This is a genomic window from Pseudomonas fulva, assembly GCF_023517795.1.
GTDB classification, from domain to species: domain Bacteria; phylum Pseudomonadota; class Gammaproteobacteria; order Pseudomonadales; family Pseudomonadaceae; genus Aquipseudomonas; species Aquipseudomonas fulva_D.
On the sequence record NZ_CP082928.1, the window covers coordinates 253,656 to 270,729 of the forward strand.

Annotated in this window: 7 protein-coding genes; 4 read left to right on the forward strand and 3 right to left on the reverse strand. The window is 59.4% G+C overall.

Features of this window, described 5'->3' with window-relative positions; all coding sequences use genetic code 11:
• The first annotated feature begins 355 nt into the window (after positions 1–355).
• From K8U54_RS01030 to K8U54_RS01045, 4 genes are read left to right on the forward strand one after another with little or no spacing between them, the layout of a single operon-like run.
• On the forward strand, positions 356–9,013 hold the full coding sequence (locus K8U54_RS01030; protein WP_249908492.1) for a GH36-type glycosyl hydrolase domain-containing protein: 8,658 nt from the start codon (positions 356–358) through the stop codon (positions 9,011–9,013).
• Complete coding sequence (locus K8U54_RS01035; protein ID WP_027910094.1) at positions 8,998–9,213, forward strand: CsbD family protein; 216 nt, start codon at positions 8,998–9,000, stop codon at positions 9,211–9,213. Before K8U54_RS01030 ends, K8U54_RS01035 begins: the two co-directional genes overlap by 16 nt.
• 25 nt (positions 9,214–9,238) lie before the next feature.
• Positions 9,239–9,493: a hypothetical protein gene (locus tag K8U54_RS01040; protein ID WP_013791291.1), complete on the forward strand. Its 255-nt coding sequence runs from the start codon at positions 9,239–9,241 to the stop codon at positions 9,491–9,493.
• A 25-nt stretch (positions 9,494–9,518) separates the two neighbouring features.
• Positions 9,519–10,241 carry a Crp/Fnr family transcriptional regulator gene (locus K8U54_RS01045; RefSeq protein ID WP_249908493.1) on the forward strand — a complete coding sequence of 241 codons (723 nt, stop codon included), beginning with the start codon at positions 9,519–9,521 and terminating at the stop codon, positions 10,239–10,241.
• A gap of 383 nt (positions 10,242–10,624) precedes the next feature.
• Here the strand turns inward: K8U54_RS01045 and K8U54_RS01050 are convergent, their stop codons facing one another.
• From K8U54_RS01050 to K8U54_RS01060, 3 genes are all read right to left on the reverse strand, one after another.
• Positions 10,625–13,465 carry a PAS domain-containing hybrid sensor histidine kinase/response regulator gene (locus K8U54_RS01050; protein ID WP_249910367.1) on the reverse strand — a complete coding sequence of 947 codons (2,841 nt, stop codon included), beginning with the start codon at positions 13,463–13,465 and terminating at the stop codon, positions 10,625–10,627.
• A gap of 328 nt (positions 13,466–13,793) precedes the next feature.
• Entirely contained in the window at positions 13,794–14,015 is a 222-nt protein-coding gene (locus K8U54_RS01055) for a hypothetical protein (RefSeq protein WP_013791288.1), read from the reverse strand.
• 383 nt (positions 14,016–14,398) lie between these two features.
• A complete protein-coding gene (locus K8U54_RS01060) occupies positions 14,399–16,315 on the reverse strand; it encodes a methyl-accepting chemotaxis protein (protein ID WP_249910368.1) in 1,917 nt (638 codons plus the stop codon).
• Positions 16,316–17,074 lie beyond the last annotated feature (759 nt).

Consider the following 17,074-nt stretch of genomic DNA (forward strand, 5'->3'; position numbering starts at 1 on the left):
ACCGTTAGCTGCCGTGAGGGGCTGCATTCAGCAACGTTTTGGTGTCTCGCAGTTTGTGCAAGCGCGCCGATAGCTCATGGCTTGAATGCTCTTGGGCGAGATAAAGGCGTTGCCGATTATGTTGCGCAATCTGCAGCCCGAAGCCCTGAATAAACAGACCATGGTTGCTGGGAATAGAGGATGTCTGAAGTAAACCGCAACCGCAGAACTGTTGTTATGTGCGCTAGCAGACAGACGCACTGCCGGGAGAATTTCACACTGGCTCGGTACACCTTCCTCATTCGTCCCGCCTGCAACGCTTGCGCGACATGCATCTCTGCAACGTTATCCACGCTTCACGTTGCGCTAGGAAAATATGGAAAGGCAATGGCTTCGAGCAATCCAACGGTTGTGGCGGCCCACGCCGCGCACCTTCGAATACGAGCCGGCCCTGCGCGCGGAACTGTTTAGCGCAGAACAGATGGCCGCACACGGTGCCCATTTGGCCCAACAGCATCACCTTAGCTCCGCCCCCACCTCCGACGCCCTCCTTCATCGCCTTTCTGAAAACGCCGCCGTACTGGCCAGCAGTTGCCAGGCCATGAGCGCAGCAGCGCTCTCCAACCAACGCGCGACGCCTGCTGCAGAGTGGCTGCTGGACAACTTCTATCTAGTCGAAGAGCAGATCCGTACGGCGCAGAAACATCTGCCCAAAGGCTACTGCCGCGAACTGCCCGGCCTGGATGACGGGCCCTCACGGACGCTGCCTCGGGTCTACGACATTGCCCTGGAAACCATCGCCCATGGTGATGGCCGGGTCGATAGCGACAGCCTGAGCCGTTTCGTGGCGGCCTACCAAGTGATCACACCGCTGACGCTGGGCGAGCTATGGGGCATTCCCATCATGCTGCGTTTGGCATTGATCGAGAACCTGCGACGGGTCGCGTCCCGGGTTATGGCCAGCTGGAGCGACCGCAGTCTCGCCAACGACTGGGCAGATCGATTGGTTTCAACCGCCGAGCTCGACGCCAAGAACGTGGTGCTGCTGGTGGCCGACATGGCGCGCTCTGCGCCACCGATGACCAGTGCTTTCGTGGCCGAGCTGGCGCGGCGCCTGCAAGGCCAGAGCACGGCACTGATACTGCCGATGACCTGGGTCGAGCAGGCTCTGGCCGAATCCGGCCAGAGCGTCGAACGGCTGATTCACCTCGACGCTCAGTTGCAAGCGACAGAGCAAGTGTCGATCAGCAACAGCATCAACAGCCTGCGCCTGCTCTCTTCGCTGGACTGGCGCGAGTTCGTCGAACTCATGAGCGGCGTCGAGCACGCCCTTGGCGAAGACCCGTCTGCGGTCTATCCCAGCATGGATTTCGCCACCCGCGACCATTACCGCCACGTCGTCGAGCGTCTGGCGCGCTGTTGCCGATACTCGCAGGTCGAGATCGCCCGGGCGGCCGTCGCCCTGTGCCATACGGCAGCGGATGAAGACCCGCTGAAGCGACACGTTGGCTTCTACCTGTTGGGCCCCGGGCTGGTCGATCTGGAGCAGCAACTGGGCGCGCGGCGATCCCCGGCCGAGCGCTGCCGGCGCGTGCTGCGCAAGTCGCCGCTGGCGTTTTTCATGACGCCAGTGGTGGCGCTCAGCGTTCTGCTGGCCTGGCCCTTCTACAGCATGCTGCGCGCCGACGGCTGGGGCCCATGGGCATTGCTGCTACTCAGCGTGCCGACGCTGGTGATGACCAGCCACCTGGCCATCGCGCTGGTCAACCGTCTGGTCACCCTCAACCTGCCAGCAGACATCCTGCCGCGCCTCGATTACAGCGCCGGCATTCCCCCCCAAGCGCGTACGCTGGTGGTAGTGCCGACGCTGATCGGCAGCGCTCAGGATGTTGAAGAGCTGGTGGACGGCCTGGAGATACGGTTTCTCGCCAACCGTGATGCCAACCTGCATTTCGCCCTGCTCACCGATTTCATGGATGCCCAGAGCGAGGTGCTCGACGGCGATGCGCCCCTGCTGCAACAAGCCAGCCTGGCGGTCGCAGCGCTCAACCTGAAATACCCCGAAACGGCTGCGTCGCGCTTCTTCCTGCTGCATCGGCCACGACGCTGGAACGGCACCGAGCAACGCTGGATGGGCCATGAGCGCAAACGTGGCAAGATCGCCGAGCTCAATGCCCTGTTGCGAGGTCATGGCCACGAGCGGTTTTCCCTGATCGTCGGCGATATCGACGCGCTACCGAGGATCGAATACGTCATCGCGCTGGACACTGACACCCAGCTGCCACGCGATGTGGCTCGGCAGCTCCTCGGCGCAATCTGCCACCCGCTCAACCAGGCACGCTTCGACCCGCAGCACAATCGCATTGTCAGTGGGTATGCCATCCTGCAACCGCGGGTGGGCATCAGCCTGCCGAGCATCGCCCGCTCCACTTACGCGCAACTGTTTGGCAGCGATGCGGGGATGGACCCTTACACCCGTTCTGTATCCGACGTGTACCAGGATCTGTTCGGCAACGGCTCGTTCATCGGCAAGGGTATCTACGCCGTGGACGCTTTCGAGCAGGCCCTGCAGGGCTGCTTTCCCGACAACTGCATTCTCAGTCACGACCTGATCGAGGGCTGTTACGCCCGCTCTGGGCTGATCAGCGACGTACAGCTGTACGAGGAACACCCGGCGCGCTACAGCGCCAATGCCAAGCGCCGGCATCGCTGGATTCGCGGAGACTGGCAGCTGTTGCCCTGGCTGATGCCCTGGACACCGAAATCCGGCGGCGGCCTGGAGCGCAACCGTCTGACCGATCTGGCCTGCTGGAAGATCGTCGATAACCTGCGCCGCAGCCTGGAGCCGGCGGCCTTTCTGTGCATGCTGCTCTGGGGCTGGTTCGCCACCACCCAGCCACTGCTGTGGAGCCTGGGTGTGTTCCTGCTGATCATCGCCCAGCCACTGATCAGTACCCTGTTGGCGTTGCTGCACAAAGCCCACGACATCAACCTCGGTCAGCACCTGAAGGTCACCCTTCGCGATGCGGCCCAGGACTTCAGTCGTGCGTTGCTGACTTTGGCGTGGCTGCCCTTCGAAGCCTTCAGCAGCCTGGATGCGATCGCTCGTACCCTGTGGCGCATGACGATCAGCCAGCGCCGCCTGCTGCAATGGAACCCTTCGCGAGAAGTGGAGCGCAGCAGTCGCAACGACCTGCCGGGGTTGTACCGGCTGATGTGGGTCGCGCCGCTGCTGGCGGTCGCCGTCGCCGTACTGCTGTCTGGTCAGCCCGTGGTGCTGGCCATCGCCATGCCCTTCCTGCTGGCCTGGCTGCTGGCGCCTGCCATCGCCTTCTGGCTGAGCAGGACGGCGGTCTATGTCGCCTATGCACCATCGCTCGAGGATCAGCAGTTTCTACGTCGCCTGGCGCGCAGGACCTGGGCCTTCTTCGACGATCATGTGGGCCCTGCGGACAACTGGCTGCCACCGGACAACATTCAGGAGCGGCCAACGGCGGTGACCGCCCACCGAACATCGCCGACCAACATGGGCATGGCGTTGCTGTCGCACCTGGCCGCTCACGACTTCGCCTATCTCAGTGGCGGCCGCCTGCTCGCGCGGCTGGATAACGCCCTGACCAGCATGTCGCGGCTGGAGCGCCATCGCCGCCACTTCTACAACTGGTACGACACCCAGACGCTGCAACCGCTGCCGCCACGCTACGTTTCCACCGTAGACAGCGGCAACCTGGCCGGTCTGCTACTGACGTTGCGGCCAGGCCTGTACGAGTTGCCGAACGCAGCATTGCTCAGCCCGAACTGGCGCCGAGGCGTGGCCGACAGCCTTGGCGTGCTGCATGAAGCACTGCTGGCCGGCGGCCTGGACGAGCACTTGCTCGATGAAGCCTTCAGCGAGCTTGCCCCGGCACCGGCTCTCGAAGCCGAGAGCCTGTCTGATATCAGCGCCGTCCTGCAGCGCCTGATCGCTCTGGCCCAGGGGCTGCGATCCACTCTGTCAGCGGCTGTCGAGGCCGATTACTGGCGCCAGGCACTGCTCGCCCATTGCCAGGATCTGCATGACGAACTGGCTTGCCTGACCCTGCCCGGCGACCCTCCAGCCTCGGGCAGCTGGCATGAGCTGGCGCAGCTCGATGCAGCGCAATGGCCGACTGCCGAGCAGGCCCAGGTACGCGCTGTGATCGCCCACGCCAGCGAACGCATCGCCACGGCGCTGCGCCTGGCGGATCTGGCGGCCGAGCTGGCGGACATGGACTTCACCTTCCTGTACGACGCGCAACGCGAACTGCTGGCCATTGGTTACAACGCCGATGACCAGCGTCTGGATGGCGCCTACTACGACCTGCTGGCCTCGGAAGCGCGGCTGACCAATTACGTGGTCATCGCCCAGGGGCAGCTTCCTCAGGAAAGCTGGTTCACCCTGGGCCGTTTGTTGACCAGCAATGGCGGGGTTCCCGTGCTGTTGTCCTGGACCGGCTCGATGTTCGAGTACCTGATGCCAATGTTGATCATGCCCAGCTATGCCGACACCCTGCTCGACCAGACCTGTCGCGCCGCGGTCGTGCGGCAGATCGAATACGGCCAGCAACTGGGCCTGCCGTGGGGCGTATCCGAGTCCGGCTACAGCACCCTGGACGCACAACTGAACTATCAGTACCGAGCCTTCGGCGTGCCCGGCCTGGGTCTCAAACGCGGGCTTGGCGAAGACGTGGTGATGGCGCCTTATGCTTCGGTATTGGCCCTGATGGTCGCCCCCGAGGTGGCCTGCAAGAATCTCCAGCGCCTGGCCGACATGGGCATGGCAGGCCGATACGGTCTGTACGAAGCCATCGACTTCACCAGCGCCCGACTGCCACCGGGGCAGAGCGCGACCGTTATTCAGTCCTTCATGGCCCACCATCAGGGCATGAGCCTGCTGTCGCTGACCCATGTGCTGCAGGGTCGCCCTATGCAACGCCGCTTCGAGGCCGATCCGCAATTCCAGGCCACCGCCCTGCTGCTGCAGGAGCGGGTGCCGAAAAGCGCCGCGCAGTACCTGCACACCGCCAATGCGTCGCTGGAAGGCAAGGTCGCCCGGGTCAACGAGAACAAGCTGCGGGTCTACACCGATCCGGGGCGCCGGCATCCGGCCGTGCAACTGCTTTCCAACGGCCGTTACCACGTGATGATCAGCAATGCCGGCGGTGGCTACAGCCGGTGCGACGATATGGCGGTCACCCGTTGGCACGAGGACATTACCTGCGACAACACCGGTACCTTCTGCTACCTGCGTGACGTCGACAGCGGTGATTTCTGGTCCTCGGCGCACCAGCCGACCTTGCGTGCGACACAAAGCTTCGAAGCGATCTTCACCGACGCCCGAGCCGAATTTCGCGTGCGAGAACGGGACTTCGATGCCCACACCGAGATCGTCGTTTCCCCTGAGGACGACATCGAACTGCGGCGCCTGCATATCAGCAACCGAGGTGCGCAGCGTCGCACCTTGGAACTCACCAGCTACGCAGAGGTGGTCCTGGCTCCGGCCCTCAGCGACGCCCTGCATCCTGCCTTCAGCAAACTGTTCGTACAGAGTGAATTGCTCACTCCATTGCAGGCGATCCTGTGCAGCCGGCGGCCCCGTTCCAGCGAAGAGAAGGTGCCGTGGCTCTGCCATCTGCTGGCGGCGCATGAGGTGGACATCACGGCGATCTCCTATGAAACCGACCGGGCCCGCTTTATCGGTCGCGGGCGCAACCTGACACACCCTGCGGCGATGGACACCGAGACGCTGTCCGGCACGGCCGGGGCGGTACTCGACCCCATCGTGGCGATCCGCTGTCGGATCACCCTGGATCCAGGCCAGACCGCCACCATCGACCTGGTAACAGGCGTCAGTGACAGCCGTGACGGTTGCCTGCAGCTGATCAACAAGTACCGTGATCGGCACCTGGCCGACCGTGTCTTCGACCTGGCCTGGACCCACAGCCAGGTGCTGCTGCGCCAACTCAACACCTCCCATGCCGATGCCCGCCTGTTCGAGCAGATGGCTGCGTCGATCATCTATACCAACCCTTCGCTGCGCGCTGCTCCAAGCGTTCTGGCGGCCAACCAGCGCAACCAGAGCGGCCTGTGGGGCCAGGCGATTTCCGGCGACCGGCCCATCGTGCTGCTGCAGATTTCCGCGACCGCGCATATCGACCTGGTGCGCCAACTGGTACAGGCCCACGCCTATTGGCGGCACAAGGGCATGATCGTCGACCTGGTGATCTGGAACGAAGACCAGGCCGGTTACCGCCAGGATCTGCAGGACGTGATCATGGGCCTGGTCGCCTCGGGCAGCGAGGCGCATTTGCTGGACAGGCCTGGCGGCATTTTTGTGCGCCCCGCCCAGCAACTTTCCAACGAAGACCGCGTGCTAATGCTGGCCGTAGCCCACCTGGTGCTCAGCGACGAGCGCGGCAGCCTTGCCGAGCAGGTTCATCGACGCCGGGCAGAACCCGCACTGCCCGCCTTCGATGCCAGCCTGTTGCTCAGGCCAGCGCCGCCAGTGGTGATTCCACTAGCTGACTCGTCGCTGATCTTGAGCAATCCCCATGGCGGTTTCAGCGCAGACGGCAAGGAGTACGTCATCCACTGCCAATCCGGTCAGCCTACGCCTGCACCCTGGGTCAACGTGCTGGCCAACCCGAACTTCGGCAGCGTGATTTCAGAGAGTGGCAGCGCCTATACCTGGCATGAAAACGCCCACGAGTTCCGCCTGACTCCATGGCGCAACGACCCGGTCAGCGACCCGGGTGACGAGGCCATCTACCTGCGCGACGAAGACAGCGGCCATTACTGGTCGCCAACGCTACTGCCACGCCCCGGTAAAGGCGCTTACGTCACGCGCCACGGTTTCGGCTACAGCGTCTTCGAACACGAGGAAGACGGGATTCGCAGCGAGCTGTGGGTCTACGTATCGCTGCAGGATCCGGTGAAGTTCTCGCACCTGAAAATCCACAATGTCTCCGGCCGAGCACGGCGCCTGTCGGTCACCGGCTACGTGGCCTGGGTACTGGGTGATCTGCGGGAAAAATCGGCCATGCATGTGGTCAGCGAGGCTGATCCGAACAGTGGTGCACTGTTCGCGCGCAATGCCTACTCCATCGAATTCCCGGGCCGGGTGGCCTTTTTCGACACCGATGCACCACTGGCCAGCAGTACCGCCGGCCGTGGTGATTTCATCGGCCGTAACGGTAACCTCAGCGCCCCCGCAGCCATGGCCCAGCCGCAGCTGTCAGGGCGCAGCGGGCCAGGGCTCGACCCGTGCGCGGCCCTGCGGGTCGATCTGCACCTGGCGCCGGATGAACAACGCAGCGTGACCTTCCGCCTCGGCGCCGCCCGGGACGCTCAGACCGCCTCTCGCCTGGTGCAGCGCATGCGTGGCAGCAGCGTCGCCACGGCCGAGCTCGAGCGCGTGCGCGATCATTGGCAGGAAACCCTTAGCAAGGTGCAGATCGAAACCCCAGAGCCGGCCGTGGACGTGATGGTCAATGGCTGGCTGATGTATCAGGTAATCGCTTGCCGCTTCTGGGCTCGCAGCGGTTACTACCAGTCCGGCGGTGCTTTCGGCTTCCGTGATCAGTTGCAGGACAGCATGGCCATGCTGCATGCAGACCCGGCGGCGGTTCGCCAGCACCTGCTGCTGTGCGCCGCCCATCAGTTCGTCGAAGGCGATGTGCAGCACTGGTGGCACCCGCCACTGGATCGCGGTGTGCGTACCGGCTGCTCCGACGACTACCTGTGGCTGGCCCAGGCGACCAGCCGCTACGTAGAGGTCAGCGGTGATCAAAGCGTGTTGGCGGAAACCGTGGGCTACCTGGAAGGCCGCTTGCTAAACAGCGGTGAGGAATCCTATTACGACCTGCCGCACCACGCCCCCCTGCAGGAAACCCTCTACCAGCACTGCGTGAGGGCCATCGAGCACAGCCTGGCACGGGGCGCTCACGGCCTGCCCCTGATGGGGCACGGCGACTGGAACGACGGCATGAACCGCGTCGGCGAAGGGGGCAATGGTGAAAGCGTCTGGCTGGGTTTCTTCGGCTACGACGTGCTGCGCCGCTTCGCCATTACCGCCCTGCTCCACGGGGACGCCGAATTTGCCAAGCGCTGCGACGAACAGGCCGACGCCCTGAGACTGAGCCTCGACGCCCACGCCTGGGATGGCGACTGGTACCGCCGTGCCTACTTCGACGATGGCAAACCATTGGGCTCAGCCAGCAACGACGAGTGTCGCATCGACTCCATCGCCCAGAGCTGGTCGGTGCTGTCTGGCGCGGCACCCGATCAGCGCCGACGCACGGCCATGGATTCACTGGAACGGCATCTGCTGCGCCGTGACATCGGCCTGGTGCAGCTGCTTGCGCCACCGTTCGACCAAGGCGTTCTCGACCCCGGCTACATCAAGGGCTATGTGCCCGGCGTGCGCGAGAATGGCGGCCAGTACACCCACGCGGCGGTGTGGGCAAGCATGGCCTTCGCCGAACTGGGCGACAGCGCCCGGGCGTGGGAGCTGCTGCACCTGATCAACCCGGTCAGCCACGGCAACAGCGCCGTGGCCATCGCCACTTACAAGGTCGAGCCCTATGTGGTGGCCGCCGATGTCTACGGCATGCCGCCGCATGAAGGCCGTGGCGGGTGGAGCTGGTACACCGGCTCGGCCGGTTGGATGTACCGGCTGATCGTCGAGTCACTGCTCGGTCTGCAGCGCAGCGGTACGCAGTTGCGCATGCAGCCGGTACTGCCGGCGGGCTGGCGCGGATTCAGCCTGCGCTACCGCTTTGGCTCCGCGACCTACCGAATCGTCCTGTTTTGTAATGCGTCAGGCGATGCGACCGTGCACCTGGATGGCACACTGCTGCAGGGCGACAGCATTACCTTGATCGATGACGGCGTGGAGCATCGGGTAGAGATTCAATGGCCAGACCAGATCCTGGCACACGACGGGCGCTGGATGGACACTCACAGCAGGCCCCCTAACGCGATAAGGCACGAGGAACGACAATGGACAGACCATTGAGCACGATCATTGAAGGGAAATGGAAGCGGTTGGTAGGGCCGGCGCATATCATCTGGCACGAACTCACGCGCAACGAACTGCTCAAGTCTGGCGGCGATCTGGACAAGCTCACCACGCTGGTCCACAGCCGCTGCGACATGACGCACGATGAAGCACGCAAGCAGGTCGTGAGTTTCTTCGAGCGGCACCGCACTACCTGACCGACAACCTGCCCAGGAGATCGCCATGCTCGCTGCCTACTTCGTCGTCGCACAGAGTTCGGGCAACATCATCCGGGTCACTCGTCGCGACGTCCGCCCGGACGACTCGGCGACCATCACCCACGTTCACGCCTCATCAAACCAGCTCAAGTGTTATCAGCGCTTGTTCGACAGGGGCCAGGATCTGATCAGCATCGACAGCCTGCGGCAAGGCACCTGGACGACTATGTGCGGCAACGAACCGAGCCAGGCGTTTGCGAAGCGTATAGTGAAGGGTTAATTAGAATAAATTGCCAAGGGATTCCATGCCCGACGACTACATGCCGCAGCAGAACCACTTGTTGGCTGCTTTGCCTGGCGAAGTCCAGCAGAGGCTCTTTTCACACCTGGAGCACGTCTCCCTGCCGCTCGGGCAAGTGCTCTATGAGTCCGGGGAATCCGTGCGTCATGTGTATTTCCCCACCGATTCCATCGTCTCCCTGCTCAATGTCATGGAAAATGGTGCCTGCGCGGAAATTGCCGTGGTCGGTAACGAAGGGCTGGTGGGCATCTCGCTATTTATGGGCGGTGAGAGCACCCCAAGCCGTGCGGTGGTGCAAAGTGGTGGCTATGCCTTTCGCCTGCCGGCACCGCGCCTGAAGGAAGAATTCAATCGCCATGGCGAGTTTCTGGTGCTGATGCTGCGCTACACCCAGGCCCTGATCACCCAGATGTCGCAGACCGCGGTGTGTAACCGCCATCATTCGATTGACCAGCAGCTATGCCGCTGGCTGTTGTTGTCACTCGATCGCCTGCCCGGTAACCAACTGACCATGACCCAGGAATTGATTGCCAACATGCTCGGCGTACGCCGCGAGGGTGTTACCGAGGCGGCTGGCAAGCTGCAACGCCAGGGGGTGATCAAATACAGCCGTGGTCACATTACGGTGCTTAATCGCAAACAACTGGAACAACTGAGTTGCGAATGTTATGCCGTGGTAAAAAGGGAAACTGATCGATTGCTATCCTATATGTCGTTACACAGCTGAGCACGTTCACATCTTGGTAATCGAGCATCCAGAGAAGATCGCATACCTGGCTACTATCAGCCTGACTCGCCCCCTCTGCCCCATCTCCCCTACAGCCCTGACGACGCACAATCTCTGCATTTCACTCACAACGCATTAGCAAGTGCCTATTTATATATGAATATTCAGTTTTGGCCACCCGCACACTCAGCACCAATCAATACAACAACGTCCAGCTCAAAGCGCTCATCCTGGCTGACCTCGAATCGACCTTACGAGTCCTAGTGAAGCAGCCAGATCTTTTCCCCCATCTCGCCCTGCTTAACACTACCGACCAATAATCGGACGTCCAGTATGCAAAAGTAAGTGCGAGGACTTTGTCCTTAACTCATGGTGACGTCAGGCTATTCTGCATCTATTAGCTCTTGAACCCTTGTGGTGAGTGAGTCCACTGAGAATGGCTTGGTTATCACCTGCATCCCTGGCTGCAGATGCCCGTCCCCGATGGCAGCATTTGCTGCGTACCCGGTTATGAAAAGTGTTTTGAGACCTGGGCGAAGCTCTCGGCCGGCATCAGCCATTTGCCGCCCATTCATACCGCCAGGAAGACCTACATCGCTGATCAGCAGATCGATATGAACATCAGAGCGCAGCACCTTGAGGCCAGCAACGCTATCAGCTGCCTCGATCACCGAGTAGCCTCGCTCGCTCAACGCCTCGACCAACAGGATGCGAATCGTCGGCTCATCATCGACGACGAGTATCGTTTCGCCGCGTTCTGAAAGCTCCACGGCACTGGAATAGAGCTCCTCGCGCGCTGCGTCCACGCTGCCGAAGTATCGTGGGAGATAGAGAGTCAGGGTCGTCCCGACACCCACTTCGGAGCGGATACGTGCCTGTCCACCTGACTGTTTCGCGAAACCATAGATCATCGACAGACCCAGGCCCGTGCCATGCCCTATCGGTTTCGTCGTAAAAAATGGGTCGAAGGCCTTGGCGATCACCTCGGGCGTCATGCCCACACCCGTGTCGGTGACGCTCAAGGCAAGGTACTGCCCTTCGGTGAGATCATGGGTTCGAGCAACTTCACGGTCCATCCAGCGGTTGGCCGTTTCAATCTTTATTCGCCCCCCGCTGGGCATTGCGTCGCGGGCGTTGATGCACAGATTGAGCAGCGCGTTTTCAAGTTGGCTAGCGTCGACCTTCACCGGCCAGATGTCAGTCGCTCCGACAGTCTCGAGCGTGATACTCGGGCCTACCGTACGCTGTATGAGCTCGGCCATGCCCTCCAGCAGCGTATTCACGTCGGTGGGGCGCGGATCGAGCGTTTGCCTACGGGAAAACGCCAAGAGACGGTGCGTCAGCGCAGCGGCGCGCCTGGAAGCGCCCTGGGCCGTCAGAATATACTTTTCCAGCTCTGCCACTCGGCCTTGAGCGATGCGCACAGCCATCATTTCCAAAGACCCGGAGATCCCTGCCAGCAGATTGTTGAAATCGTGAGCCAGGCCACCCGTAAGCTGACCAACCGCTTCCATTTTTTGCGACTGGCGCAGTTTTTCCTCAGCCTGCATAAGGTCTGCAGTACGTTCAGCAACGCGCTGTTCCAAGGTGTCGTTAAGCGATCTTAGCGCCGCCGTCGCGCTGTCTCGCTCATCCATGAGCGCTCGACGCTCCTCAACATCGATCAGCACCCCTGGGAAGTTCAGCGCAGTGCCATCGTCGTCCAGCTCGACACGCCCATTCGCCTCAATCCAGTAATATTTCCCCTCCGTACGCTTAACACGGTACTGATGGGAAAAAGCTCCTCCTCGGACAAGTACGTCGTCGATTGCAGCAATGACGCCCTCTCGATCATCTGGGTGAACAGTCGCGATAATTTGTTCAAGGCTAAGCCCCTTGAACCCAAGTGCAGGGTCAAGCCCAAAGGCTTCGGCAAATGCTTTGTCCACGGTGAAACGATCAGTCGGTACGTGCCAATGCCAGGTGCCGATGATCGCACCTGCTGCCAATGCGAGCTGGACGCGCTCAATATTCTCGCGGGCAAGCGCCTCACTGACCTGCAGGCGCTCCTGTGCGTTGCGCCTAGCTGTCACGTCATTGAAAAAGACGCCTAACTGTCTCTCCGAGGGGTCGCCCACTGGCACAGCCTTGACGTCAAACCATCGCTCGAATGTGTTGGCGTAGCTTTCAAAAGTTAGGGGCTCACGTGTTTTAGCGACATGCCCGTAGGTATCAAACCAGAACTGCTCCAGCTCCGGCGCATACTCGGTTACCCACTTGCCGAGCAAGTTGACTCCCGACTCACGCTCGAACGCCGGGTTAACCTCAAGGAATCGGTAATCGACAGGATTATCCTGCGCATCGAACTTGACCTCGACGATGGCAAAGGCCGTCTCGATCGTCTCCACGATCGTCCTGAAACGTTCTTCGCTCTTGCGAAGCGCCGTTTCCGATTTACGCCTGGAAGTGAGGTCGAGCATTGCCCCGATCATGCGCAGTGCCTTGCCATCACTGCCACGGATGACGTGGCCACGGTCTAACACTTCTGCGTAGGAACCGTCATGACGATAAAAGCGATACTCATCACTCCAGGAGCTGCCTTCGCCATCGATGACAGCGTGGATGGAGTTGTAGATGCGGTCCCTGTCATCCGGGTGTATCTGCTGCAACCACCAGTCGCCAGTGGATTCCAATGCAGCTAGCGAGTGGCCATAAGCATCGGCAAGCGCATCATTCCAGAGAACATGGTTGGCCGTCAGATCCCAATCCCAGATAGCGTCATTGGTCGCCTTGGCTGCCAGGCGATAACGCTCCTTGGTTTCTTCCATCGCACGGTTGTCTACGTACTCCTTGGTACGATCGCGCAGGATCGTCATGAAGCCCAGGTGCGTCTGTTTTTCCGAGTAAAGCGGCAGGGTCTCGCCAGATACCCAGATAGACTGACCGTCCTTGCGCAGGTGCCAACGCTCATTGGAGGCATAGCCCAGCTCGAGCGCGCGCTGCATCTCGGCCTCGACCAATCCATCGTCTCGATCTTGGGCGATATAGATACGCGCCACGCTTTGGCCGAACATCTCCTCCGCGCTCCAGCCCATCACATGAACCGCTGCGCTGTTCCAGCCGGTAATCGTGCCGGCAGGGTCGGTCAGGATGATCGCGAGGTCGACAGCGCTGTCGAAAACAGCCTTCTGACGAGCTGCGTTCTGGGCGGATGCTGCTTGTGCTTTACGGTTACTTTCATCCAGCGTTTCAGGCTGGGCGCGATATGCTTTGAGGGCCTCGCGCAGACGCTCAACCTCGGACTCAAGCTCCTCACGGGTAAGGCTTTTCAGGATGTGACCCTCACTAGAAGCACAACAGGCGCAGTTACCTTTAAACGTCTTAACCGATCATTAGGTTGCACGATGAGTCATTATCGTCGGCAGCGCTCCCTTCTGTAAAAGCTTTGACGATTTCAACAGCATAAATATCAGACACTCGCGGCATAGCACCTCAATGGGCGCATGGCGCGCTACTGCCCACTAATCCGTATCCTGACAATATCAAAGCCACCACTTGCCAGCTCAGCCATGGTCATTCAGATGGCTCTGCGTCCCGGACTTTTCCATAGAGATGGTGGATCGCGGCTGCGATGAGTGTTTCATTACGAAGCTGAAGGTTGGATAACCTGAGATTAACTAATGTATGTCCTTCTTTGTCATAGCAAGTGATCGCCAGGCCCTCCGCCGACACATGGATGATGCCATTACGATCCAGAGTTCCCTGCTTTTGACGATTCTGAGACGGTGCGGCCATGGTAAACCTCGCTGCGATGCTAACTCTGAGCAAGGCCATTTTTTTGCGTTCAGCCTTTTGGCTGAACGGACTTTTAGCAACCGCTTCGCTTCAGCCTCGCCGATTTTAGCTACACTTTCAGCGCTCAACCCAGCTAGCCAGCGCTATTGACTAGAGCTTTCCAGTTCTTTGAGGCCAATCTTGGCCGGGCGGCGCGCTCATCCGAGCTCGTATGAAGCAGTTAACGTAGCTGGAAATTGTCGGCGACTGATGGAGGGAGAAAGCAAACATCGCCCTCGCAGAGACTGACTGCAAAGGGCTCTCAAGTCGTATTGGTACTGCCCTGTTCAGCAATGGAGTAGCGGCTCCTGTAAGCAGGAGCCGCACTGGAGGCTTTCTATCCGCTAGCTCACCCGGAACCGACCCACCAGCCCCTGCTGCTGCTCCGCAAGTCGAGCAAGCTCACGGCTGGTGATTGCTGTCTGCTCAGCACCAGCACTTACCTGAATCACCAGCGTATTGATTTCGGTGACGTTGCGGTGGATTTCCTCGGCGACCTGACTCTGCTGCTCTGCGGCTGAAGCAACTTGGATATTGCTGTCGCTGATATTTGCAATGCCTTCGGCGATCTCCTCCAAAAGCTCACCCGCGCGGACGATGTTGGTCGCACCCTCCTGAGCCTTACCTAGCGTTTCCTGCATCGAATTGGAAGCACGTTCGGACCCGGATTGCAGGTTGGCGATCATATTCTGAATGCTGACGGTAGAATCCTGAGTTTTCTTCGCCAGATTACGAACTTCGTCGGCGACCACCGCAAAACCTCGTCCCTGCTCACCTGCCCGGGCGGCTTCAATAGCGGCGTTCAGCGCCAGCAAGTTTGTCTGCTCCGCTACACCACGAATCACATCAAGTACCGAAGAGATAGAATCACTTTCACCCTTCAGCTCATCAATGATCTGTGATGTCTCATGCGCTTGCACCTCAAGTCCTTTGATCAAACCAATGGTTTTCTCGATCTCGGCCTTTCCCTGCACCGTACTGACATTGACACGCTGAGACATCTCGGCCGCGTCGTTTATGCTACGTGCTACATCTTTGACAGTTGAACTCATCTCACTGATAGCAGTGACCACCTGGTCGGTTCCCTGACGCTGCTGTGCCACATTATTGCTGGTCTGCAGAGCCACAGCAGAAGATTGCTCCGCCGCAGTCGCGACCTGCGCAGTGGCGCCTCCGATCTCGCTGATCACCTCGCTGATATGCAAGGCCATATTGTCCAAATTGCGCGATATCTCCCCAAACTCGTCTTTGCCCGTGTAAGAAGTTCTGGCTGTCAGGTCACGCCTGGAAAGGGAGACAAGAGTTCGATTAAGGTCGACTACTGCAATTTTGATGTTGTGAATAATTGTCCAGGCCAGCCACAACACAGCAATCAACATCACAATAACGGCAACTATTGCCAGATACAAACTGTCTTGAGCATTGCTACGTTCGGTATCAGCAAGACCAACGACCACTTGGGCCAACTCTGACTCAACTTTTGCCATCATGTCGATTCGACTGGTAGAAAGGTTGAACCATTGTTCCGGATTGATATTTAGTGGGTTGCCCAAGGGGGTATCAAATCCGAGCTTTTGCAGGCGAGCAACCTCAACGGATGCCGGTTGTTGGAGAACAGCATCCAACTTGTTTTTGAACTCTTCAGGAGCCCATCGCTGGAATGCTTCAAAATAGCCAGAGAACTCACCCATGTTCCGGCTAAAACGGGACAAAAGGGGTGCATCAAAACGGTTCTGATTAAACGCTAGACCTAGCAGGACGCGCTCACGACCCGAACGTTCTTTCATGTCGAAGAACTGGTTGAGTGAACTCAGCGCACGTAATATTTCAGGATCTTCGATGGTGGTTTCCAGTGAATAAGAGAAACCAATCAATTTTCTAATAAGATCGGTGAACTGAGCGCCTGACTCGGTATTATTTATAGCAAGCGAGTCCACTTTCTGACGCAGCGCAGTCAGATCATCCATGGCGCGCAGCATTGCGTCGGGGGCCGGAAGATCCTCTGTAGGCTGAGCGCGCATCACTGTCATTGCTTTGTCTGTTTCCTCACGCAAGCTTTTCAGCTTGTCCTGCATGGTCTTGCCCGCACTGCCCAGAAACACACCACTGGCACCGCGCTCACGCTGGATGGTCGTTACGACATCGCTCATGTTTTTAGCCGCACTGGTAGCAGCCACTGCGCGATCCATCGCGCCTACAGTCTCAACCTTGTGCGCAACGAAAATTCCCGCGAAGGTTAAAAAACCCGCCAGCGGTAACATCAAAATAAGGAGCAACTTTGCACTCAAAGAAGCATTTTTAAGCATGGCAGACCTCATAAATTAAAGACGTTAGGTAGAGCTACCTCGGGCAGACGTTCTTTGACGTCGACGTTTTATTAGGCCTAAGATTTTTTAATTAGCAGCCTGCCGTGGCGAACCTCCTCCATCCGGACCATTAAGGCCGTAGGTGGTGAAACCTTACATACTCATTCGACTCAATAAGTGGCTGATGCGTGGATAAGCAAGAATTGCCGTCACACATAAATATTTCAAAAATGGAACAGATATAACTGGAGAAGCCTCAATTTAGGTTGAGCCAACCTCGTAGCAAGATCGTAAACCCAGCGAGAGCCGCGACTTATTAGAAAGGCGCAACCTACTGGTCAGCCACATGGCTGGAGCAATGATAATCATGATTTTTCACTGACCTCATAAGGCCAGGTTTGGTATTTACGACGCTCACAGCGGCTTCTTTTGCAGGCCGGCCTGATGCCGGCATAGAACTCAGCTGTAGCGCCCACCATCAGGATAGCAATAAGCCATCGTTGATGGTACAGCTATGACTGACCCTCATTAGGAAGGTTGCAGAAAAAATTCCCCCGAGATCAATACGCATTCGCAGTGGTCTGGCCGACTTGGCGGCCGACCGGTGCGCTCCTAGTTCGAGGCAAGCAGGATGATCGGCGAGCCGCTCTGCTGACCTGCCGACTTTATGAAAGCTTTGCGGGCGGATTGCTGTGAAATTCAATACGCCCTAAA